Origin of the sequence: Saccharothrix sp. 6-C (assembly GCF_016695385.1) — a bacterium.
Classification (GTDB): domain Bacteria; phylum Actinomycetota; class Actinomycetes; order Mycobacteriales; family Pseudonocardiaceae; genus Actinosynnema; species Actinosynnema texasense.
The window spans coordinates 508,646-530,942 of the sequence record NZ_CP064192.1 but is presented as its reverse complement, the minus strand read 5'-3'; the positions used below and the strand labels follow the sequence as shown (position 1 = coordinate 530,942).

General features: G+C 71.0%; 11 protein-coding genes. 4 read left to right on the top strand and 7 right to left on the bottom strand.

All coding sequences use genetic code 11. The features are described 5' to 3' along the window. Nucleotides 1-64 precede the first annotated feature (64 nt). Genes IOD16_RS02445 through IOD16_RS02435 form a run of 3 tightly spaced genes read right to left on the bottom strand, consistent with a single transcriptional unit; the run spans nt 65 to nt 12,921 of the window. Nucleotides 65-535: a hypothetical protein gene (locus IOD16_RS02445; RefSeq protein ID WP_201438714.1), complete on the bottom strand. Its 471-nt coding sequence runs from the start codon at nt 533-535 to the stop codon at nt 65-67. Then, entirely contained in the window at nt 529-6,150 is a 5,622-nt protein-coding gene (locus IOD16_RS02440) for an RHS repeat-associated core domain-containing protein (protein WP_201438713.1), read from the bottom strand. Before IOD16_RS02440 ends, IOD16_RS02445 begins: the two co-directional genes overlap by 7 nt. Before the next feature lie 24 nt (nt 6,151-6,174). Continuing rightward, entirely contained in the window at nt 6,175-12,921 is a 6,747-nt protein-coding gene (locus IOD16_RS02435) for a LamG domain-containing protein (RefSeq protein ID WP_201438712.1), read from the bottom strand. Between the two features lie 531 nt (nt 12,922-13,452). On the opposite strand from IOD16_RS02435, the gene IOD16_RS02430 reads away from it, so the two are divergent. Next, entirely contained in the window at nt 13,453-14,313 is an 861-nt protein-coding gene (locus IOD16_RS02430) for a hypothetical protein (protein WP_201438711.1), read from the top strand. A gap of 8 nt (nt 14,314-14,321) precedes the next feature. Here the strand turns inward: IOD16_RS02430 and IOD16_RS02425 are convergent, their stop codons facing one another. The 3 genes from IOD16_RS02425 to IOD16_RS02415 all read right to left on the bottom strand — a co-directional run bounded on the left by IOD16_RS02425 (nt 14,322) and on the right by IOD16_RS02415 (nt 17,090). Next, nucleotides 14,322-14,984, bottom strand: coding sequence for a DUF4097 family beta strand repeat-containing protein (locus tag IOD16_RS02425; protein WP_201438710.1), 663 nt, complete (start codon nt 14,982-14,984; stop codon nt 14,322-14,324). A gap of 250 nt (nt 14,985-15,234) precedes the next feature. Beyond that, nucleotides 15,235-15,891 (bottom strand): response regulator, encoded by a 657-nt coding sequence (locus tag IOD16_RS02420; protein ID WP_201438709.1) that lies wholly within the window; start codon nt 15,889-15,891, stop codon nt 15,235-15,237. Further along, nucleotides 15,879-17,090 carry a sensor histidine kinase gene (locus tag IOD16_RS02415; protein WP_201438708.1) on the bottom strand — a complete coding sequence of 404 codons (1,212 nt, stop codon included), beginning with the start codon at nt 17,088-17,090 and terminating at the stop codon, nt 15,879-15,881. The genes IOD16_RS02420 and IOD16_RS02415 overlap by 13 nt, the downstream gene beginning before the upstream one ends. A gap of 291 nt (nt 17,091-17,381) precedes the next feature. Between IOD16_RS02415 and IOD16_RS02410 the strand changes: the two genes are divergently transcribed. Continuing rightward, a complete protein-coding gene (locus tag IOD16_RS02410; protein WP_201438707.1) occupies nt 17,382-18,509 on the top strand; it encodes a serine hydrolase domain-containing protein in 1,128 nt (375 codons plus the stop codon). Between the two features lie 235 nt (nt 18,510-18,744). Next, nucleotides 18,745-19,884, top strand: coding sequence for a serine hydrolase domain-containing protein (locus tag IOD16_RS02405; protein ID WP_201438706.1), 1,140 nt, complete (start codon nt 18,745-18,747; stop codon nt 19,882-19,884). 935 nt (nt 19,885-20,819) lie between these two features. On the opposite strand, the gene IOD16_RS02400 is transcribed toward IOD16_RS02405, so the two are convergent. After that, nucleotides 20,820-21,668 (bottom strand): hypothetical protein, encoded by an 849-nt coding sequence (locus tag IOD16_RS02400; RefSeq protein ID WP_201438705.1) that lies wholly within the window; start codon nt 21,666-21,668, stop codon nt 20,820-20,822. Nucleotides 21,669-21,960: 292 nt separating this feature from the next. On the opposite strand from IOD16_RS02400, the gene IOD16_RS41380 reads away from it, so the two are divergent. Further along, entirely contained in the window at nt 21,961-22,290 is a 330-nt protein-coding gene (locus IOD16_RS41380) for a hypothetical protein (RefSeq protein ID WP_442978147.1), read from the top strand. Nucleotides 22,291-22,297 lie beyond the last annotated feature (7 nt).

The window sequence follows — 22,297 nt, the reverse complement described above, 5'->3', positions numbered from 1 at the left end:
CCCGCTGGGTGGCGCCCAGCGGGGCGGAGGCGTGGTGGCGGCCGGTGGGAGGGCTGACGTCAGGTCAGCACTTGGACTCTTCGAGGAACTGCTCGTGCGTCATGTTCTCCAGGTGGTAGCGAACCTTGCCGTCGGCCAGGTCGGCGAGGGTGAACCCGGTGCCGAGCGTCATCCCGCCGTCCGTGCTGATCTGGGCGAAGAGTCGCTGGTCAGGGTCCGGCTTCCGCCACGCGACAACCTCATCGCCGCCCGGCTGGGGTTCACCGACGACATAGGTGCGCGCCGTCGAAGGCGACCCGAACTCCACCTTCCAGAGCCGGATGTCGCTGTCGTCGACCACGGTGTCGGGGTCCGGCGCGATCACCTCGACCCTGTTCACCGCCTGCATCTTGCACTGGGTGTCGAGGATCTCGACGGCTCCGGAGTCGTCGAGCCGGACAGCGAGCGGAGCGTGAGGGGTCTGCGGGACGCACGCCGCTGAAGCCGCGCCGATCAGGGCGAAGGACAACATGGTGGCGAGGGTTCTGGTCAGCACTCGTATCCCCCCTTTTCGGCGTCCGCGATCACTTCGAACATGTTGCAGTGGCCCGTGAGCACCGCCGTCCGTTCGGCCGCGACGTAGAGCAGCCCGAACCCGGGGATGAACGCCCACTGCGTGGCGTGGTTCGCCTCGTGCTCGGCCAGTGGCGCCGTCACCTCGGAGTGTCCGGTGAGGAAGGTGTTCCCGATCGTCATTCCCGCACGGGTGCCGTAGCCGCTCTCCATGCTCTTGCAGTGCACCATCAGGCCTTCCGCCATTCCGCAGTCGGCGCCGTTGGCCTCGGCCCACAGCGTAGCGCCTGCGGTGAGAGGCGCGTTGACCGTGAAACGGCCCACGTGGAACCCGCGGCGGGCGACGTCGGCGACGTCCTCGAGGGTCGGTCCCGCCTGTTTGCGGGTGCCCGCCGCCGCGCTCGCCACGTCGAGCAGGAGTTGCACGTGGTCACCGAGGGACATCGACTTCGACTTGCGGCACAGGGAGTCCGCACTGAACTCGTGGCAGTACGCCCGCCCGTACTGGGCGGCGAACTCCGCCTGGTTCGGCAACATCTTGAGGTCGTTCCACCGCTGCCGCAGGATTGGCTGCCGCTGCTCCGGCGCGGCGGTCCGGATCTCGTCCGGGATCTGCTCCGGGTACGACGGCGGCGCGGGCGTGGACGGGGTCGAGCCCGAGCGGTCGTGGCCCAGGCCGTTGGTGGTCTTCTTGCCGTTGCACTCGCCGTCCGGGCACATGAAGGACGCCAACCCGGTCGGGTCGCTCAGCGTGACGGGGTTGTTCTCGGCGTACGCGTAGGCGTTCCACTGCTGCGGGTTCGACAGGCCCATGACCGGGTCGACCGAGATGAACTTGCCCAGCGCCGCGTCGTAGTCACGCGCACCGACGTGGACCAGGCCCGTCGACACGTCGTTCGTGCCACCGACGAAACCGCGCTCGCCGGGCAACGCCACCAACCCGCCACGCGGACCGCCGAACGGCAACTGCCTGCGACGGCTGACGGTCATCGTGGCCTTGTCGACGGCGATCTGCGCCGTGCCCTGGTGGTCGGAGGCCAACCACGTCAGCTTGCTGCGACCCTCGCGCATGGCGACGGTCTTGCCGCCGTGCCGGTAGTAGCGGGTCACCGTGGGTGCGGTCGCGCCCTTGGCCAAGCGCAGTTCCTGGTCGCCCAGGTACAACGTCGTGGCGTCCGGCGCGCGGCGGATCAGGCGCGTCCCGTCCGCCGAGTAGAGGAACTCGGTGATCTTCGTGCCCTCGGCGACCTCGGCGACGCGTCCCTCCGCGTCCCAGAACAGCTCCTGGCCCGGACGCCCGACCGTCGAGCCGATCTCGTCGTACTCGTACTCGTCGGTCTTCCCGACCCCCGGCCCCTCCGTCGTCACGGACGACACGGCGTGCGGACGGGGTGAACCGGCCGCCGGGTAGTGGTAGGTGCGGGTGGTGTCGCCGGCGGCGGAGTGCTGAACCTCCTCGAGCCGGTTGCCCGCCTCGTTGTAGGTGTAGGCGTGCCAGTACGGCGCGGGCCCCGACAGGGACGCTGTGGCCGGTGCCGTCTCGCAGGAACCCGAAGGGGTCCACGCGTCCGTCATGCGCCGCAGGTGGTCGTAGCGGAAGCACTGCCGGTCCACCGGCTGACCGCGCGTCTCGTCGGTGACCGACGTGACGTTGCCCGCCGGGTCGTGGGCGTAGTGCAGGTCCGCCTGCATGGGTGACGCCACCTCGGCGTCGATGATCTGGCGGTTCATCCGACGGGTGTGGTCGTCGTAGTAGTACGACTGCCACATGCGCTTGCCGGACGTGCCGGTCTGGAGGCGGTAGAGCTCGCCGTACTTGGTGAACTCGGTGCTCGTCACCAGGCTGTCGGTGCCCAGGCCGCTGAGCCCGCCGTTGGACTTGGTCAACCGGCCCAGGTCGTCGTACTCGTACAGCACGGTCTCGGACGGGATGTTGGCGCTGGTCACCGCGCCGTAGGCCAGGCCCGCCGGCGAGCCGTCCGGCTTGTAGGCGTACTCGGTCCGGTAGGTGCCCTTGAGCGGTCCTTCGATCGCGGGGATGGTGACTTCGCTGCGGATCGGCTGGTAGAGCGTCGTGTACGCCTCGACGGAGCTGGTGTAGGCATTGCCGTCCACGTGCCGGGTGGAGCGGTGCACCCGTCCCAAGCCGTACAGCGCCGTGTCGTAGGTGTACTCCTGCAACAACGTGCTGCCGTTGTGCACGGTGGTGTTGCGGCCCAGCACGTCATAGCCGTACTTCAGCGTCGAGCCGCGGGCGTCGGTCACCGTGTCCGTGCGGCCCAGGGCGTCGTACGTGGTCGTCGAGGTGCCCTTGTCGACGTCCTCCGCCCGGACCTGCCTGCCCTGGAGGTCGTACGACCAGCGCCACGTGTTCCCGGCGGCGTCGGTGGTCGAGGCGATCGCACCGGTCCGCGTGTAGCCGTACCTGGTGGTGTCGTGGTCACCTGCGGCCACCGCGCCCTTGTACTGCCACAGCTCCGTGGTGCGCCCGCGGACGTCGACGAGCGTGGTGGTCGGCGTGCCACCCGGCGGCGGGGTGATGTCGAGCCGGTCGCCGCCGTAAGCGGTGGTCGAGCGCCACTTCTCCTGCCCGCCGCCCTGGAAGATCGACGCGATCTCCCGGCCCGCACCGTCGTACCGGGTGCGCTTCAGACCGGGCACGACCGTCTCGGAGAAGCCGAGCAGCTGCTCGTCGACGGGCGCGTTGTTGTAGAACGGCTGGGTGGTCCGGGTGACCTGGCCGCGGCTGCCGTAGGCGGTGTCCACGACGAGCCGGCCGCCGTCGGTCGGCGTCTGCGTCTGACGGACGCGGTAGAGGCCGTCGTACACGGTGGTGCCGGTCGTGTAGGTGCCGCGCGGTCCGACCGTGGTCGTGGTCACGGCGGTGGACGCGTCACGCCGCACCGAGTAGGCGATGGTGGTGCTCGGGCGGTCGGAGAACTCCTCGCGCGGCCGGTTGGGCCGCCACACCCGCACCGTGCGTCCCAGCGCGTCGAACGCGGCCTCGGAGGTGTTCTCGTTGGCGTCCACGACCTTGGCCGTGGCGCCCCACGCCGGGTCGACCGTCGTCGTCACCACGTGGCCCAGCGCGTTGGTGACCGTGGTTCCGGTCAGCGCGCCGCCCGTGCTCGGGGTGTACGCGGTGGTCGTGGTGGACTGCGCGGCGTCCTTGAGGGTCAGCAGGCGGCCGTAGACGTCGTAGGTCGTCGTCGACTTCGTGACGAACACCGGGCCGGACGCCGGGCGCTGGTCGAGCACCTCCAGCTTCGTCGGGCTGCCCGACGCGTCGTACTCGGTCCGCGCGCCCGCGATGGCGTCGGCGGGGAAGGTCGGCGTGGCGGCGCACCCGACGCCCACGGTCTCCGTCTGGGTCGGGTAGGACCACATCCACCGGGACGCGTCCTGCGTGTACGACGTCCGCGTGCACTGCTCGTCGCCGGTCACGGCCAGGTCGCCGTGGTCGTCGACCGAGATCGCCTGACCGTGCTCGTCGTAGGCGGTCTCGGTCTTGGTGCTCCGCACGCCGCCGCCCCGCAACGTGGTGTGGGAGGTCGTGGACCCGGAAGCGACGAAGTAGGACTTGAACTGCCCCCTGGTCGCGGTCGGACCCGACCAGGTCGGCGTGGAGATCGTCTTCGCGACGACCCCGCCGGCCTCACCGTCGTGGGTGGCGGACTCGAACCGGAAACCGCTCAGCCAGTCGGAGTCCTCCCGCGCGCCGCCCTCGGAGTCGGTGACCGCCACCGTGCGCGAGCCGCCCGGCAGGTGGTCGCCGTGCAGGCCCCGGTAGTACCGGTCCTCGGTCATCGTGACCGGACCGCTCGGGTCGTCCTCGGAGCCCGCGCGCGTGCGGACGCGGCCGTAGCCGCGGAACTCGTTCCAGGTCCGCTTGTCGTCCTTGGTGAACTCCGACCGGTTGTAGCGCCACGCCGCGCCGTCGAGGTACTCGTAGCGCACGACCTGCTCGGGGCTCGACGCCAACCGGTCCGTCGTGGTGATCGACTCCACGACGTACTTGTGGAAGTAGTCCGTCCGCTCGGCGTAGTCCTTCTTCGCCCACGTCGAGGGGAAGCAGCGCAGGGTGTTGGACTGGGCGTCGACGGGCATGGAGCCGCCCGGCACGCAGTCCGGCGGGGCGTAGCGGATCGCGGTGACGCCGCCGGCCTCCGACACCACCCCCGTCACGCGGTAGCGGTTGAGCGGGCCGATGCCCGTCGGCGTGTCGACGCGGTTGGGCATCGCGGCGCCCTCGAACGTCACCTCGGGCAGGGAGACCTCGCCGCCGACCAGGCCGGTGTGCGTGATGCCCTTGAGCCACAACGCCGCCTGGTACACGTCGTCGGCCTTGGGGAACTCGTGGTTCAGCGTCCACCGGTCCACGTTCGACCACGTCGTGCCGACCCGCACCTGCGTGGTGATCGTCGCCAGGCGCTTGGTCGACCAGAACGTCGGCGAGTGGCGGTCCTTGCACGTGGCCGTGTCGCACCGCTGGTCCAGCGGCACGTCCGGCCAGTTCTCCTTGTGGTCGAACGCGCACGTGCCACCCGGCACGCACCGGTCGGCCAGCCCGAACTCGACGCGGCCCGTCGCGGGCGCCGCGACGTCGTCGCGCAGGCCGTACTCGACGCTCTTGAGCGTGCCCGCGCGGGTGTAGGACACCCCGGCGTCCTTGAGGTTGCGGCCGTAGTTGTTGGTCTCGGTCTCGTAGCTGTAGAGGATCACGTTGCCGCGCGGGTCGACGGCCTTGTCCAGGTTCCACCGCCACGCCTGCGCGCACGACGACGCGTCGAACGTCGTGGCGTGGCAGGGTTCGCCGGCGTCGTCGCCGAACACCGGCACCGTCCACGTCGACTTCGACTCCGGCCGCGACCCGAAGAAGTACTGCGAGCCGTCGACCGTGGTGATCTTCCACGACTCGCCGTCGTCGTCGCCGTTGCCCGCGACGGTGACGCGTTCGACGCGGGACCGGTCGTCGGACTTGAGCCGCCACGCGCCGGTCGCGTCGTCGCGGATGAGCATCCCGCCGCCACCGGCGTAGGAGGTGGTGGCGTTGTCGCTCTTCCAGCACAGGTCGCCGGTCTTGGGTGGCGTGGTGCCGCCCTGGGTGTCGTCGGCGCAACCGCCGTAGGCGCGTTCCACGAACCCGGCCGACAGGTCCCAGCCGTCGCCGATCCACGACGGCTGGTTGTTCGTCGCGCTGGTCAGGCCGTCCACGGCGGACGACCGGTACGACAGCCCCAACGACGGCGCGAAACCGCCCGGTGACGGCGGCACCCGCAGCGGGTAGGACCAGGTGAAGTCACCGCTCTGCCCGGACACCTCCCACGACGCCGAGGTCGAGAGCGGTGTCGCGGTGAACGACCCGCCGCCCTCCTGCGTGCCGCCGGAAGCCGGTTGGTCGTTGCGCAACGCCCTGGTGGTGGCCTCGTCGGCCGGGCGGGACGCCATCGCCGTGCCGGTCACCGGCACCGGTTCGACCGCCGGCGCGTCGACCGACGGCCCCGTCGCCGCGATCGCCGCGGGCGTGGTCGCGGTGGTCGCGGACAGGACGAGCACGACGGTCAGGACCCTGGTCAGGGCACGTCTGGCCGCTTGCATGGTTCCTCCAGTGGAAGGCACGGGTCAGGCCGCGGGGAAGGTGGGCACGACGGCGGGCGGCGTCCGCAGCAGGTAGCCCAACCGCTGCTGGACCTGGTGCCCCTCGCAGTTGCCGATGGAGTCGAACCTGTTCGTGGTGCCGGTTTCCAGGCACCGGGACAACTCGTCGGTCGGCGCACCGGCGGGCGGCGTGGCGAAGATCCGGCCGAGGGACGCGATCCGCGTGCCCCCTTCGCAGGCCGGGTCCAGTGAGCTGAACATGTCCACGCCGGACTGGCAGGAGTACAGCGGGACGGTGCCGGGGGCCGCCGTGGTGACCCAGCCGAGGACTCCTTCGAGGCGGTAGCCGGGTGTCACGCCCTGCACCGTGCTCCAGTTGTCCCACGGGTACTGCCCCGAGGTGTAACGGGCCAGTGGCGCGTAATCCAGCGTGTAGCCGAGCAGCTGCTGCTTCGTCGCCCCTTCGCAGTCGCCGGTCAGGGAGTCGAAGCGGTCGCTGCCGGCGACGCACCGGTACACGGCGATGGTCTCGACGTTGGTCGGTTCGACGGTGTAGACGCTGCCGATGTCGGCGAGCTTCGTGCCGCCCTCGCAGTCCGCCGACGTCGAGGTGAACAGGTCGTCACCCGACTTGCAGGAACGCAGCACCCGGGTGTTCGCGTGGTTCGACGGGACCGGCGCGCCGAGGATGCCCTCGTACCGGAACCCCGGCAGCGGTGCGACAGCGGTGTTGCCGGTGTAGTGCTGCCCCCGCTCGTCCACGTACCGGCCGAGCTGCCCGGCGGGCGGCGCGGGCCGGGTGGCGCGTTCCAGCACCTTGCTGTCGGCCAGCTCGCCCTGGTCGATCCGCACGTCGTCGATCAGGCCGGCGAACTGGTCGGTGGCGCCGTCCTTGTCCTTGGCCCGACCGATGGCCAGCGCGCCGTCGGAGGGCCACAGCCGGAAGTCGGTGCTGCCCGAGAACTTCCCGTCCACGTACAGCCGCAGCTCACCGCCGGCGTGGTCGTAGATCCCCGTCAGGTGCGTCCAGCGCCACGTGACCGCCGGTTCCGCGGACAGTGCCTGGACCAGCGGCGCGCTGTCGGAGTCCTGGGCCGGGGCGGCGAACACCCAGCGGTGGGACTCCGGCCGGTACTGCAGCACGAACCCGCTGCGGCGCACGCCGTCCTGGCTCACCACCGCGTACGGCTTGTCGTCGCGTTCCAAGCGCGCCCACGCGCTCACCGTGAAGCTGTCGCGCGAGTTGATGCCGACCATGGTCGAGGTGCCGGACGAGGAGCCCTCCAGCTTGAGCGCGTCGCCGATCACGCCCGGCACGAACGACGTCGGTCCGGTGAACGTGACCGTGTTGCCGCGCGGGGTGCTGTCGACGCCCGTGCCGCCGTCGAACCGCCACACCCCGTAGGGCGCGAGCACGACGTCGCGGTTGACCGCGGCGACCTCGCCGTGGCTCAACGCCCGGTCGAAGACCCGCAGGTCGTCGACACCGCCCGGGAAGTAGCCGCCCTTGACGCCGTTCTTCTGGTGCCTGCCGACGCTGAGCGCGCCGCCGCCGTCCACCCCGGTCACCCCGACCCGCACGGCGGACAGCACTCCCCCGACGTAGAGCCGCAGGTGCTTGTCGTCGTGGTCGTAGACCACCGTCAGGTGGGTCCACCTGCCCAGCACGGCGGGCTCGGTGGACAGCAGCGTCACCGTCTCCGGGTCGTCCTCGTCCGCCTTCGGCATCGCCACGGCCCACTTGCCGCCGGCGTCGTACTGGAGGGCGAACGAGCTGACCCGGTTGCCGTCCTGCGCGACGACCGTGCGGTTCTCCGCGGTGTTCGCGTTCCGGAACGCCCAGGCCGACACGGAGAAGCTGCTGCCGGTGTCGACCACGTGCCCGGCGGTCTGCCCCGAGGCCGTGCTGCCGTCGAGCCACGCGCCGCCGCCGGTGCGGCCGCCGATCCACCCGGCGCCGCCGGTGAACGTGACGGTGTTGCCCCGTCCGCTGGAGTCGGCGGCGGTGGCGCCGGTCCTCTCCTTCATCGTCCACCGCCCGGCGTCCGCGACCGGCAGCGACGCCGCCGGCTGCGCCTCGTCGGGGTAGCTCTTGAACAGCGCGAGCACCCCGTCGTCGTCCAGTGAGCCGGTGTGCAGCCGGACGTCGTCGACCAGGCCCGGCCAGCGCTCGGCCGGCTGGCCCGCGACCCGGCCGCGGCCGATCTGCACGCCGCCGTCCGCCCGCCACGCCGACGTCACCGTGCCCTCGCCGACGCGGTGGCCGTCGACGTACAGCAGCACCTGCCTGGCCGACCGGTCGTAGACGCCGAGCAGGTGGACCCAGTTGCCGAAGTCGGACGACTCCACCGACACGGCCGCGGTGGTGACCGCGGTCGAGTCCGTGTCGGACTCCGGCATCTCGAACAGCCAGTTGCCGTAGAGGTGGTCCCGGTCCTTGACGACGCCGAGGCGGAACTTGCTGTTGCGCGAGCCGTCCTGGCTCACCGCGACGTGCTTGCACTTCGTCGTCGCGCACTGCAGCGACGGCAGGAGCACCCACGCGGAGACGGTGAAGTCCTCGTCGGTGCGCGGGACCGCGGTGGTGGACACCGAGTCGTCCACGCCGTCGAAGCTGAGCGCGCTGCCCACCCTGCCGGGCGCGGAGGTCGGACCGCCGGTCACCGTGCCGGTGCCCCCGCCGACCGAGTCGCCGACGCTGCCGCCCGCGGCCTCGTCGAGCTGCCACTTGTGCACGAGGCTGAGGTCGCGCCCGGCCTTGTCGCGGATCTCGCCCGCGAACAGGACGCGGCTGTGCACCTCCACGTCGTCGACCGCGCCCGGGAAGTGGTCGGCCCCGGCGCCGAGCCGCTGGCCGCGGCCGATGCGGAACCGGCCGGCGGCGTGGTCCCAGGCGTTCGCGTGCGCCGCGGTGGCGGCCTGCTCACCGTTGACGTAGAGGATCATCTGGTCGCGGGTGGCGTCGTAGGTGGCGGCCAGGTGCGTCCACATCCCGAGCTGCACGACCGGGCCGACGGCCCGCACGTGCGGCGTGCCGCCGCCGTTCACGTCCTCGGGGAACATCGCCAGCGCCCAGTGGCCCTCCGGGGTCGCCTGGAGCTGGAACGCGCTCGTGGTCCGGCCGTCCTGCGAGAGGACCGTCGGGTAGCCGCCGAGCTGGTCCAGCCGCGCCCAGGCGGCGACCGAGAAGCTGCGCGAGGTGTCGACCGCGTGGCCGGAGGACAGCTCCGACCCGGCCTGGCCGCGCAGGCGCGCCGCGAGGTCCTTCGGGTCGGAGTTGTCGTTCCGGCCCGACACCCAGTCCACCGCCGGGTCGTGCTCGGCGTCCACGTGCTGCCCGGAGCTGTCGGCGCCGTCGCCGTCGAGCCGCCACTGCCGGACCGGTCCCGCGTCGAGGGTCACGATCGCCTCGACCTCGTCCGCGGCCAGGGCGCGGCTGTGCACCCGCACCTCGTCCAACCGCCCGCGCAGGAAGTCCACGTGCCCGCCGGACGCCTGCGCGCGCCCCAGGGCGAACGAGCCGGGCGCGTCCCACAGCGGCTGCGCGGCGGCGGCGCTGACGGACACCTGCTGACCGTCGACGTACAGCGTGGCGGTCTTGGCGCGGGCGTCGAACACGCCGGCGAGGTGCGTCGGGGTGTCCTTCACCGCGGTCATGGCCCCGCTCCGCGCGAGGACGTTCCACGACGTGCCGCCCTGCTGCGCCACGCCGAACTCCCAGCGGCCGCCCGACTGCCGCAGCGCGAACCCGCTCGCGGTCGGACCGTCCTGCGACAGCACGGTCATCGGGCTGTTCACGTCGTCGAGCGTGACCGAGGCGGACACGGTGAAGCTCCTGTCCGTGCGCACCACCGGGCCCCCGGTGGTGGCCTGGCCCGTGCCGTCGAACCGGAGGGCGCTGTCGACGACCGCTTCGCCGTCGAACCGCTCGGCGACGAAGTCCGCCCCGCCGTCGAGGTGGGCGGTGGCGCCACCGGCCACCGAGTTGGGCGCGGTCGGGTGGCCCGGGTCCTCCTCGAAGCGCCAGTGCGCGACGTGCACGCCGTCCCGCCGGACCTCGGCGAGCACCTCGCTGTCGCTCAGCACGCGGTCGTGGACCCGCACCTCGTCCAGCGCGCCGATCCACTCCTTGCCGAGCACACCGCCGCCCTTGGACTGGCCGATGCGCAGCACGCCGGTGGCGTTCCACTCCACCGACCTCGGGGTGGTGCCCGCCCACACACCGTTGACGTACAGCTTGAGCTGCTTGTTCTGCGCGTCGTGCACGCCGGCCAGGTGGGTCCACACGCCGGGCGTGGGCTCTTCCGCCGACCGCACGAAGGAGTACCCGGCGGACGGCGTCCCGTCGCTCTGCGGCATGACGAACACCCAGCGCCGCGAGGTGCCCTCGTACTGCAGGCAGAAGCCGCAGATCGACGAGCCGTCCTGGCTCACGGCGGTGTGGATCGAGTCGCCGACCACGTCGAGCCGGACCCACGCCGACACCGAGAAGCTCTCGTCGGTGCGCACCGCGTTGGGCGCCTCGGCGTGCCCGGCGCCGCCCAGCGCGAGCGCCGAACCGACCGCGCCGGGGACGTAGGACGTGGCGCCGTGCGTGGTGGCGTCGCGGTCGCCGAGGTGGGCGGTGTCGGCGGTGTTGCCCTCCATCGACCACTGCGCGAGCGCGCCGTTGCCGGGGCGGACGTAGAAGTGGTAGACCCGCGCAGGTCCGGCGTTGCCCGCGCGGTCGACGCTGCGCACCATCAGGTCGCGCGGGCCGTCACCGGGCGGGGTCAGCGGGAGGGTCGCGGTGCCGCCCAGCTCGTCGGCGGCGATCCTCGTCCAGCCGCCGCCGCGCCAGCCGTACTCGAACCCGTCGACGTCCACGTCGAGGGGGTCGGCGGTGAAGGAGAACGTGCCCGGCACCGAAACGCCGCCGTGCCAGCGGTTGTCCTCCGGGTACACCACGCTGTCGACCCGGGGGACCTTCACCGGCGCCGTCCGGTCGACCACGAACGCCTCGGGGTGCTGGGCGTACGGGGAGCTCGCCACGCCGTCCTGTGCCCGCACGTACCAGTGGACGGTCTTGCCGTCGAAGTCGACGAGGCTGACCTCGGTGCTCGTCCACGAGCCGGACGGGACCCAGCCGCCGGCGCGCGTGTCCTTGCCGTAGGTGCCGTCCTCCTTGATGTCGTAGACGTCCCACTCGGCCCGGACCTGGTCGCCGTCCGGGTCGGACACCTGGGCCTTCAGCGTGATGCTCGAGTCACCGACGTACGGCACACCGCCGCACCAGCGGCACGCCGCCGGGTCGGGCACCGTGTGCATCCCGGTCGGCGTGCCCGGCGTGCCGTTGTACTCGACGACCATGACGGTGTCGTTGGGGTTGAACTTCCGCCACGCCCACTCGTCGCTCTCGTTGTCCGCGCCGATGAAGTAGGTGGACGCGCCGGTCGTGTTCACGTGCGGACCGACGTTGGTGAAGCTGACGCCCTTCTGCCCGGAGCAGTTGCCGTGCACCGAGCCGATCGCCTGCGTGTTGATCACACCTCGGTCGGGTGGCTGGTTGTTCCAGCTCGTGTTCGCGTCGACGCCCCAGCCCGCCAGGTGCAGCGAGTGGTTGTGCGACAGGTTGCACCCCGGCGCGTGCACGTACGCGGTGTTCACCTTCGCGGCGCTCACCACCTTGCCCGCCAGGAACGAGGTGTCGAACTGGAAGTAGGAGCGGGTCCGCAGCAGCGGCGACGTCGCGTAGGCGCGGCCGGAGCGGGCCGTCGGGTCGACCGTGACCCACCAGTTCGTCTCGCCCTGCGAGTTGTAGCCGTTCCAGTGCGTGCTGTTGGCGACGTTGCCGTCACCGTCGTTCTGGTAGACCGTCGTCCAGCCCGACTTGTGCACCGTGCGGGGCGCCGGGTCGACGTAGACCGGGAACACCGTGTTCGGGTCGGTCAGCAGGGACTGGTCGGGGACCAGCGTGAGCGAGTCCGCGGCGAGCTCGACGCCGACGGGCGCGAGGTCGGTCCGCGGCGTCTCGGTGTCGGCCCGCTCCTTCGAGTCCCACATCGTCGACGGCGGCACCGTGAACACCTCGGCGCCCGCGTCGTCGACCATGTCCAGGCCGCCGGCGCCGTCCGCCTTCACGGTGAGGCCGGAGGTCCTCATCCCGAGCCGGAGGCGGGCGAGTTCCGGGGCGCGCGCCGCTTCCGGGGTCTTGACCACCACGAACTGGTCGTAGCCGTCCCCCACCGCCGCCATGACCAGGTCCACGCCCGGCAGGACCTCGGGGTAGGTGGCGCTGCGGCCCTCGACCCGCGGTTCGGGCAGCGTGCCCGGCCAGGTCAGCGCGAAGCTCCTGCCGTCCTTGGTCAGCTCCACCAGCGGGGTGTCCGCGCCGCCGCGCGAGAACCCGAGACCGACCTCCGCGGCCTTGGGCGCCACGGTCTTCTCGCCGACGTGCAGCGACGTGTCGACCGCCGCCCACGCGTCGCCCTGCCGCACGCGTCGCGGCACCAACGACAGGTGCGCGCGCAACGTGCCGTCGGGCTGCGCGAACACGGTCCGGGTGGCGGACCGCAGGGCGACCGACTCGACCTCGGTGCCCTGGACCCGGGCGGCGGCGAGCGCGGTGCCCGTGTCCGGCGCCTCGGTGACCGGTGACGGCGGAACGGGCTCGTCCGGCCCGCTCGCCGTGACCACCGCGGTCGCGGCGACGGCGGAGAGAGCCAGCAGGGATGCGAGGAATCTCGGCGTGCGCAGGCGTGACCGCCCCGCCGCCGCGCGGCTGGTGGACAAGATGATGGAGCCCCCAAGGTGAGCGCATGTCCCCCGACGACACGCCACCGGAATTTGTCAGCTCGCAGCGTGAGCCCTCACACGCACTTCACCTAGGAATCACGTGAGTGACGTACGCCATCTTGACCAAGCGAGCACTGCTCACTTTCACCGGACGGGCCAGCTTCCCCAGCCTGCGCCACCCCGCCGACCCGCCGGTCTGAACCAGCTCTGATCAGCGCTTCCACCCCGACGACCCGACCCGTGGACCCTCGACCCGATCCGCCCCGCGTCGACCGCGACCTCCCGCCGGCGAGACGCCCGAACGCCCGCCGGCGAGCAGCGAAACACCTCGCCCATCAGCCGGCCACGACGCTCGAACCCCACCAAACGCCGGGCTGCCCACGTCCCGGCCCGACCTGCGGACCGTGACCGAGCGGCGGCAGCGTGGTCGCATCGGCCGCGGCGGACCCGCACCGCGCAACCGCTACCTTCACCTCGCACGCCGCCGGACGGCCCACCGCTCCGGCCCACCGAGCGACTGGACGGGCAGTGAGCGAGTACCAGTACTACGAGTTCCTCGCGATCGACCGGCCACTGGACGGTGACGAGCAGGCCGAGGTCCGAGCCGCCTCCACCCGCGCGACGATCACCGCCACCAGCTTCGTCAACGAGTACCACTGGGGCGACTTCAAGGGCGACGCGGACTCGTGGATGGAGCGCTACTACGACGCCCACCTGCACGTGACGAACTGGGGCACGCGTCGCGTGATGTTCCGCCTGCCGAGCGACCTGCTCGATCCCGAGGTCGTCGACGAGCACTGCGTGGACGACCAGGTGACCGCCTGGACCGCGGCCGGGTCCACCGTGCTCGACTTCGTCAACGAGGACCACTCCGGCGAGTTCGACTTCGACGAGGACGCCGAGACGTTGCTGCCGACGATCGTCGGCGTCCGCGCCGAACTGGCCACCGGCGACCTCCGGCCGCTCTACCTGGCGTGGCTCGCCGCCTACGGCACCTGGGAACGCGACGAGGACGCCTTCGGCCGCGAGGCCGACGACGACCTCGAGCCACCGGTCCCACCCGGGCTGACCACCCTCACCGCGTCCCAGCGCGCCCTCGCCGACTTCCTGCGCCTGGACGACGACCTGCTCGCGACCGCCGCCCTGACCAGCCCACCGCTCACCGAACCGGCCACCACCCCAGCCGCCCTGACCGCTTGGGTGAAGTCCTTGCCGTCCGCCGAGAAGGACCGGATCGTCGAACGAGTCGTCCAGGGCGAGACCACCCGACTGCGGCTGCACCTGCAGCGCCGCTTCCGCCAGGACACCGCGCCGGCCACCCCGAACCCCGCCCGCCGGACCGTCGGAGCCCTGCTGGACGACGCGGCCCGCCGCCGAGCCGACCGGTAAGGGCCGACTCACAGGCTGCGGGCCGTGATGTCGCCGTAGGTGGTGGTCGCCTGGATGGCGAGCCGGGCGCCGGCGCCTTCGGTGTTCTTGAGCGCGTTGTGGATGCGACCGTAGGACGTGCCGGCGTCCAGGGAGGCCGACCCCGCGGCGCCGACCGTCACGTCACCGGCCTCGGTGCGCAGGACCACCGCACCGGCCACCGCCTCGGTGATGCGGATGTCGCCCTTGCCGGTGCTGATCTCGGCAGGCCCGGCCAAGCGGGCGACGGTGACGTCGCCGGCGAGCAGGGCCAACCGGGCGCCGGCGACCTCGTCGAGCGCCACCAACCCGTGCGCGCCGACGATGTCGACGTCGCCGAGCTGCCCGGTGGCCTGAACCTCCGCACCGGCCACCTTCGCCTCCACCCGCGACCCGGCGGGCAGGTGGATCGTCACGTCGACCGCACCGGAAGGACCGAAGTACTGGTTCTCCACCGGAGCCACCACCCGCAGGACACCATCCCCGAACTCGACCGCGACCTGTTCGGCCGCCTTCACATCGCGCCTCTTCGCCCCGTCCACCGCCTGAACCTCGACCACGGTGTCGTCCCGCTCGGCCGCGACAACCCGGACCCGCCCGGCGGGGACGTCCAGAACGGCGGCGATCGGGGCGGGCGTCTCGAACTTCCGCATGGCAATCTCCTCGACTTCGTCGACCATCCCCCCGTCGGGGACGATTCCGCCAGGACCAAGCGCACTCGCCGACCTGACCACGTCCCTACGATCACCTGCCGCCCTGACACCACCCAGCCACCGTCCTGACACACCTCTGACACCCCTTGAGGTGGCAGACGCCCCACAGCGCCGCCCACCACCGACGCTCTGCCTGCCCCAAGCGCGGCACGGTGATGCCCGGCAGGACCGACCTGGTGGTGCGGCGGCGCTACTTCGGTCCGCTGCCCTTGAGGTAGCGCAGGACCGCCGTGACGCGCCGGTCGGCCCGATCGTCCGGTGCGAGGTCGAGTTTCGCGAAGATGCTGCGGATGTGCTTGTGCACCCCGCCTTCGGTGATGACGAGCCGCTCGGCGATGGCGGTGTTGCCGAGGCCTTCGGCCATGAGCGCGAGCACGTCGCGTTCCCGAGGGCTCAACCGGCCCAGCGCACTGGTGTGCGGGTTTCGGGCCAGCAGCTGGCCCACCACCTCGGGGTCCACGGCGGTGCCACCGCCCGCCACCCGGTGCAGCGCGGTCAGGAACTCCTCGACCCGCCCCACCCGCTCCTTCAGCAGGTAGCCGAGCCGGTCGGCGCCGGTGGCGAGCAGTTCGGTGGCGAACGCCTGCTCCACGTACGCCGAGAGCACGAGCACCGCCAGGCCGGGCCGACGGCGTCGCGCCTCGACGGCGGCCACGATCCCCTCGTCGGTGTGGGTGGGCGGCATCCGCACGTCGACGATGGCGACATCCGGCTCGTGCTCGGCCACCGCGGCCAGGAACGATCCCGGCGTGTCGGTGGTGGCCACCACGTCGAGCGACTCGGCCCGCAGCAGCAGCGCCAACCCCTCCCGCAGCAGCGGGTCGTCCTCCGCGATCACGATCCGCACGGCAGCTCCACCCGCATCGTCGTGGGCCCGCCGGGCGGGCTGTCCAGGGTGAAGCGCCCGTCGTACGCCTCGACCCGTCGGCGGATGCCGGACAGGCCGGACCCGCCGCGTTCGTCCGCGCCACCGCGGCCGTCGTCGCCGATCCGCAGCAGCAGCCGATCGCCTTCCCGCCCCACCGCCACCGCGGCACTGGCCGCGCCGCTGTGCTTGGCCACGTTGGAAAGCGCCTCGGCCACCACGAAGTACGCGGTGGCCTCGACCGAGGCCGCGCACCGGCCCGGCACGTCCACCACCACCTCGCACGGCACGCCGCAGCTGCCGGCGAGGCCGGCCAGGGCGTCGGCGAGCCCGCGGTCGGCCAGGACCGGGGGCAGGATGCCGCGGACCACCGCGCGCAGCTCGGCGAGCGCCTGCTCGGCGGCGTCCTGGGCCCGGTCGAGCACCGCGACGGCGGCGGCCGGGTCCCGGTCCACGGCCCGCCGCGCGGCGCCGAGCAGCACGGTCACCGCGACCAGCCGGTTCTGCGTGCCGTCGTGCAGCGACCGTTCGATGCGGCGCAGCTCGGCGGCGTGCGCGTCGAGGGCGGCGGCACGGGTGGCGGTCAGCTCGGCGACCCGCAACGAGAGGTCGGTGCCCGCGGGAGGTGCCAGCAGGTGCCGGCCCGGCCGCTCCTGCGCCCGGACCAGCGCCGGCCCGAGCACGACGATGAAGACGGCGCAGAACACGCCGGTCAGCGACACGGCCACCGCGCCGGTGAGGTCGGTGACCGCCCAGGAGATGAAGCTGGGGGTGTTGTCCTCCGGCGGCAGCAGGTGGTACCAGAACGGGTACGTCGCGTTCTGCAGCGCCGTGGCCGGCATCGCGAGACCGAGGAACCCGGCCGCCAGGCCGACCGTGGCGTGCAGCGGCAGCCAGGCCAGCTCACGCCGCACGGTCACGTCACGCAGCGCGGCGACCACCTGACGCGGCACCGGGCCGGGGGTGAGCACGTCGAGCCGGGCCCGTTCCCGGTTCGCGGCCACCCGCAGCGCGCGCAGGGCCGCGGGCAGCAGGAGAACGCCCACACCGACGCAGCTGAGCAGCGCGACCACGCCGAGCCAGAGGAAGACGGCCACCGCGAGCAACGCCGTGCCGAAGCCGCCGACCAGGCGTGCGACGACGTCGAACGACGCCCGCAGGCGCTTGCGCACCCGTGCCATGCCACCTCCCCGGCCGAACCTTATCCAACCGGGGCAACCCACAGCGGACCCGAGCCGACCTACCCGTCACGTCCGGAGCCGCCGCAACAAGAGCGGCCCCGGTCCGGGGGTGCCACCACTACTCCGGTTGTCCAGCGGGCTGGATTGTCCGCGCGGGCGGAGGTGACCAGCCTGGGTCCGACCGGTCGTCGCAGGACCGGCGTCTGCCGAACCCAGGAGTTGTCTGCCTTGTTGGTGTCTTCTTTCCAGAGAGATCGAACTTCGTCCTCCCGGTATCGCCGTGTGGCCGCCATGACGGCGGCGGTAGCGGTCGCCGCGGGCGCCTTCACGTTCGCCGGCCCGATCCCCGCCGCCCACACCGCACCCCGTGGCGCGATCCAGCAGGGCATGGACAAGCTCGTCGGTGTCGACCGGCACCCCGGAGCGCTGGCCGCCGTCCGGGACCGGCACGGCCGGACCCGCCACTACACGGCCGGGGTCGGCGACCTGCGGACCGGTGGCGAGGTGCCGACGAACGGCAGGGTCCGGATCGGCAGCGCGAGCAAGATGTTCGCCTCCGTCGTCGTGCTGCAGCTCGTCGGCGAGGGCCGGGTGGAGCTCGACGCCCCGATCGAGACGTACCTGCCGGGTCTGGTGCGGGGCAAGGGCATCGACGCCACCCGGATCACGGTCCGCCAGTTGCTCCAGCACGACAGCGGCCTGCCCGACCACACCGACTCGATGTTCAAGTCCGCGGGCGACTTCCTCCCGTACCAGCACGTCTACCTCGAACCCCGCGCCCTGCTCGACCTGGCGAACGCCAGAGATGACGCGCGTGCCGCCGGCAGCGGTTGGTCCTACAGCAACACGAACTACCTCCTGGCCGGCCTGATCGCCCAGCGGGTGACCGGCCGCCCGTTCGACGAGCTGGTCACCACCCGGGTCATCCAGCGGGCCGGTCTTCGCGACACGTACGCGCCGGGGGTCGGCGAGGAGGAGATCCGCGGTCGGCACCCCAGGGGTTACCAGCGCGACCCGGCGACCGACGAGTTGCTCGACTTCACGCGGATGGACCCGAGTTGGGGTTGGGCCGCCGGCCACCTGATCTCCACGCCGGACGACCTCAACACCTTCCTGCGCGCGCTGCTCGACGGGAAGTTGCTCAAGCCGGCCCAGCTCGCGCAGCTGCGCACCACCATCCCGACTCGCCCGGGATCGGACCTGGGCTACGGGCTCGGCGTGTTCAGCACACCGTTGAGCTGCGGAGGCGTCGCCTGGGGCCACGGCGGCGACATCCCGGGCTACTCGACCGTCGACGCGGCCACCGACGACGGTCGCGCGGCCACCATCGTGGTCACCTCGCTCAACGGATCGGTGAAGGACGAGTCCGTTGCCGCGGACCGGGCCGCGCTCCTCGACACCGCGCTGTGCGCGAACTGAAGCCCGAGCAAGAGGGCGGAGCCCGCGCCTGTCAGGCGGACGCGTGTCCCGGGTAGTGCCAGCTGTACCAGAGGTGTGCAGTGAGCGGGCTCGTAGCGCGCCGTAGCGGTCGCAACACTGTGCGAGTCAGTGCAAAACGTCCAGTGGGGAGTGTCCCTTGTCGAAGGATTTCAGCCGTCCGACCGAAAAACGCCCAGGCCGTCGGCGTCGTGCGGTCGTCGCGGCGGTGGCGGCGGTGGCGGTCGCCGGACTCGCCGTGACGAACGTGGCGTCGGCGGGCGCGTCGGACGGCAGGTCGAGGCCGGGGCACGACAAGGCGTTGCAGGCGGACCTGGAGGCGCTGGTCGCCGACGGGTCGCTGCCCGGGGCGCTGGTGTCCGTGCGGAACCGGGACGGGCGGGTGACGAACTACACCGCCGGGGTCGGTGACCTCCGGACGCGGTCGAAGGTGCCGACGGACGGCTACGTGCGGATCGCCAGCAGCACGAAGATGTTCACCGCCGTGGCGATCCTCCAGTTGGCCGACGAGGGCAAGCTCGCGCTGGACGACACGGTGGAGAAGTTCCTGCCGGGTGTGGTGCGGGGCACCGGCGCCGGTGCGGCGGTCGACGGCAGGACGATCACGGTCAGGCAGCTGCTGAACCACACCAGCGGGATGACCACCGAGATGCCCCTCATGCCCCGCGGGATCCTGCCGATCAAGGACCGGTACTTCGACGCCCGGGAGTTGCTCGACGCCGCGTTGACGCAGGCGCCGACCTACGGCCCGGGGCAGGACAGGGCGTGGGGGTACAGCAACGCCGGGTACGTGCTGCTGGGCCTGGTGGCGCAGAAGGTGGCGGGACGACCGTTCGCCGAGGTCGTCACCGAACGGATCATCAACCCGATCGGTTTGAAGGAGACCTACTACCCGGGTCCGGGCGACCGCGACATCCGTTCCCCGCACCCCCAGGGCTACCTGCCGGCCAGGGACGACACGGGCAAGCCGACCGGCGACCTGGTCGACATCACCCGGTTCGACCCGTCGATCGCCGGTGCCGCAGGGCAGATGATCGCCACTCCGAGCGACGTGAACAAGTTCCTCGTCGCCCTGCAGGGCGGTCGGCTCCTCAAGCCCAACCGGCTGGCGGAGATGCGTCAGACCGTGAGTGCGCCCGGCTTCCCCGAGGGGTGGCGGTACGGCCTGGGCACCATCGAGATGAAGCTGAGCTGCGGCATCACCGCCTACGGCCACGGCGGCGACGCCGACGGCTTCCAAACCCGCACCGCGATCACCCCCGAAGGACGGGCGGTCACCGTCGCCGTCACGAACGACGAAGTCGGCCGGGGTGAAGTCCTCACCTTCTTCGACAAGGCCCTGTGCGCCAAGGAGTAAGAGCCAACCGGCCGGTGCGCTGGCAACCCCAGCGCACCGGCCGACGCGCTGTAGCAGTCCCCATCCCCACCACTACCACCAACCAAACAGCCGCCCGTGTCCACCACACGACAGGAGAACCACCAAGAACTCCCACCGTCGCCGAACAGCAACAGCAACCACGGCGACCCAACGCGCCCTAATGCAGACCGACCGAGCCGCGTCAGCGAGAGCAGAAGCACACAGCCGACAACATTTCGTACGGAGCACACTCATACTCCGGGTTGCCCTAAATCGTCAGACTCCTCCATAGTGACCAGAAAAGATAACCGCACGCCACCTGCATTACCTCATCTCAGCAGACAATTCGCATGTCGCATTCGATTGTAGAAATGATGGACTCGGACCACAGACCCTCACACTGCCAGCATGGTCCAGCCGTTTCCCTAACCAGCGCAAACAGAAAACCCGCACGTCAGCCGGTTCCGTTCACCGCCGTTCGAAGCCGTCGCACGTCGTTCGACCCCGCGCCTGCTCCAGACCTGCTCCACCCACAGCGGTGTGAATGGCGGCAGGGCTCAACCGCCAAACACATTCCATCGTGGTCTGCATCTGCCCAGTGAACTTAGCGTCCGTGCTGCGGGAGGGCGACCACCGAAGAAGTCGACTGCTGCTGGATTAGCCCCGAAATGCGGAGACCCGCGAACCTGCGTCCGCCCGACCCGATGGTGTGGCCTACCGTTTCGCCGACAACGCCCTCGGGGATGTCTTGGAGCCGAGCCCCACGAGAACGCGAGCTAACTCGATTCCACTGTTCGAGACGGCGAGCGCGTACTTCCGTCGCGGTTCGCTCATCCAGAGTGCGGCGAACCAGATCAATCCCACGAACAGCACTACGATCAACGCGGGCAAGGCAAGCAGGATCGGGCGAATGACTGCGACAAAGCCCTCGGTTGTCACACCCCCTCCCGGTTCCCGTTGACGAAGTCGCGTTTCGCCTTGGCGGACGCCTTCTTTCGCTCAGCGTCCGAGAATGCTCCCTTGAGGGAGTAGACCCACTGTTGCGTGTAGCCGATGTCGGAGCGCAGAGCCTCGATCCAGCCTTGCCTGACGTGAAGTAGGTCCGCGTCACGCAGCTCTCGGAACCCGCGGTATGCCGTGTCTTCGGAGACGCCGTACCACGGCAGTGCCTTGTTCTGCGGCAGGGTGAAGTTGTCGTGCCGTGCAAGTGCGATCAGGAGCATGATCTTGGCTCGCAGGCTCAAGGTGAGGTAGTGCCTGCCGTACCAGTACTCGTGCGGTAGTTGAAGCCACTGCTCGTCGGTGTCGAATGGGTGCGCGTAGGCGCTGCCCGACCCGTCCTCGCAGAGCAAGGTGAGGGACGACTGCCCCTTGACACGTGTCCGGGCGACGAGGCGACGGTCGACCAACCGACGCATGATCTTGGAGACAGCCGGGCGGGCGTTGTCGAAAGCATTAGCACCGTTCGTTGCCGCGCCGACGAGGCCGAGTGCCCGTACCCAGAAGCCCGAGGGCAGATCACAGTTCCAGGGCGGCGAGCTGGCCATCGCGTGAAGCAACAGGTAGGCATCAAGTCCTCGGCTGTCGTGGCCCGCGAGGAAGTTCCTAAGCGGCCCTGGCTTCGTCTCCCTGCCCTTCCCTTGCTGGACAAAGGACTTGCGGATGGGCACGAACTGACGCCGGAAGCCCTTGAGGAGATTTTCGATCGTCTCATGCTGGGGAAGTGGGGCAGGCGGGCCGCTGCGGGTGACTGTGGGGAGGGCTACGACCGTGTCCGTCGTCATGGTGCCGAGTGTCGCACAGGAGCCTCTCGCGATAGCCGTGATACAAGCGGATGACTTGCCGCTGTAGCGGGTTCCTGTAGATAAGTAATGCAACTTCTGCTCAACGTCGAATGTCAACTCCGTGCTGAGGCCGCAGGCCGGACTGCTCTTCCCCCTTGTCCGACTCGACATCGCTCGGCATCGGCGGTTGCCGCCTGTGCAGATTGTTGACACCTCTGTCCGGTCGTACAGGCCACGCGCCAGGAGGAGAACCATTCTGGACGATCACCTACCGCTGGCCACCGTCGCCGACGTGCAGGTCCGCACCGAAGTCCAGCTCACGACCGAGCAGCAGGCGCGTGCGGCGGTGCTCATCGCCGATGCCTCAGCAGTGATGGCGGTTGACCCACCGCGACGCGCATTGACGGGAGATGCCCATCTCGGCCGCGACGTGGGCGATCGGGCGGGTCTTGCTGCGTTGGACCAGGCAGCGGCGGCCTTCATGGGACAACGGGCGTTACGGTGGAGCGCGGACGGGTCTTTCTGCTCGGCGGACGAGTTGGTCGCACTTCTCATCCTGTCGTCGGAAGACCTGTCCGTTCGTTCAGGCCTGCTCCACCATCACCAACGTCATGACACGTAACAGCGGG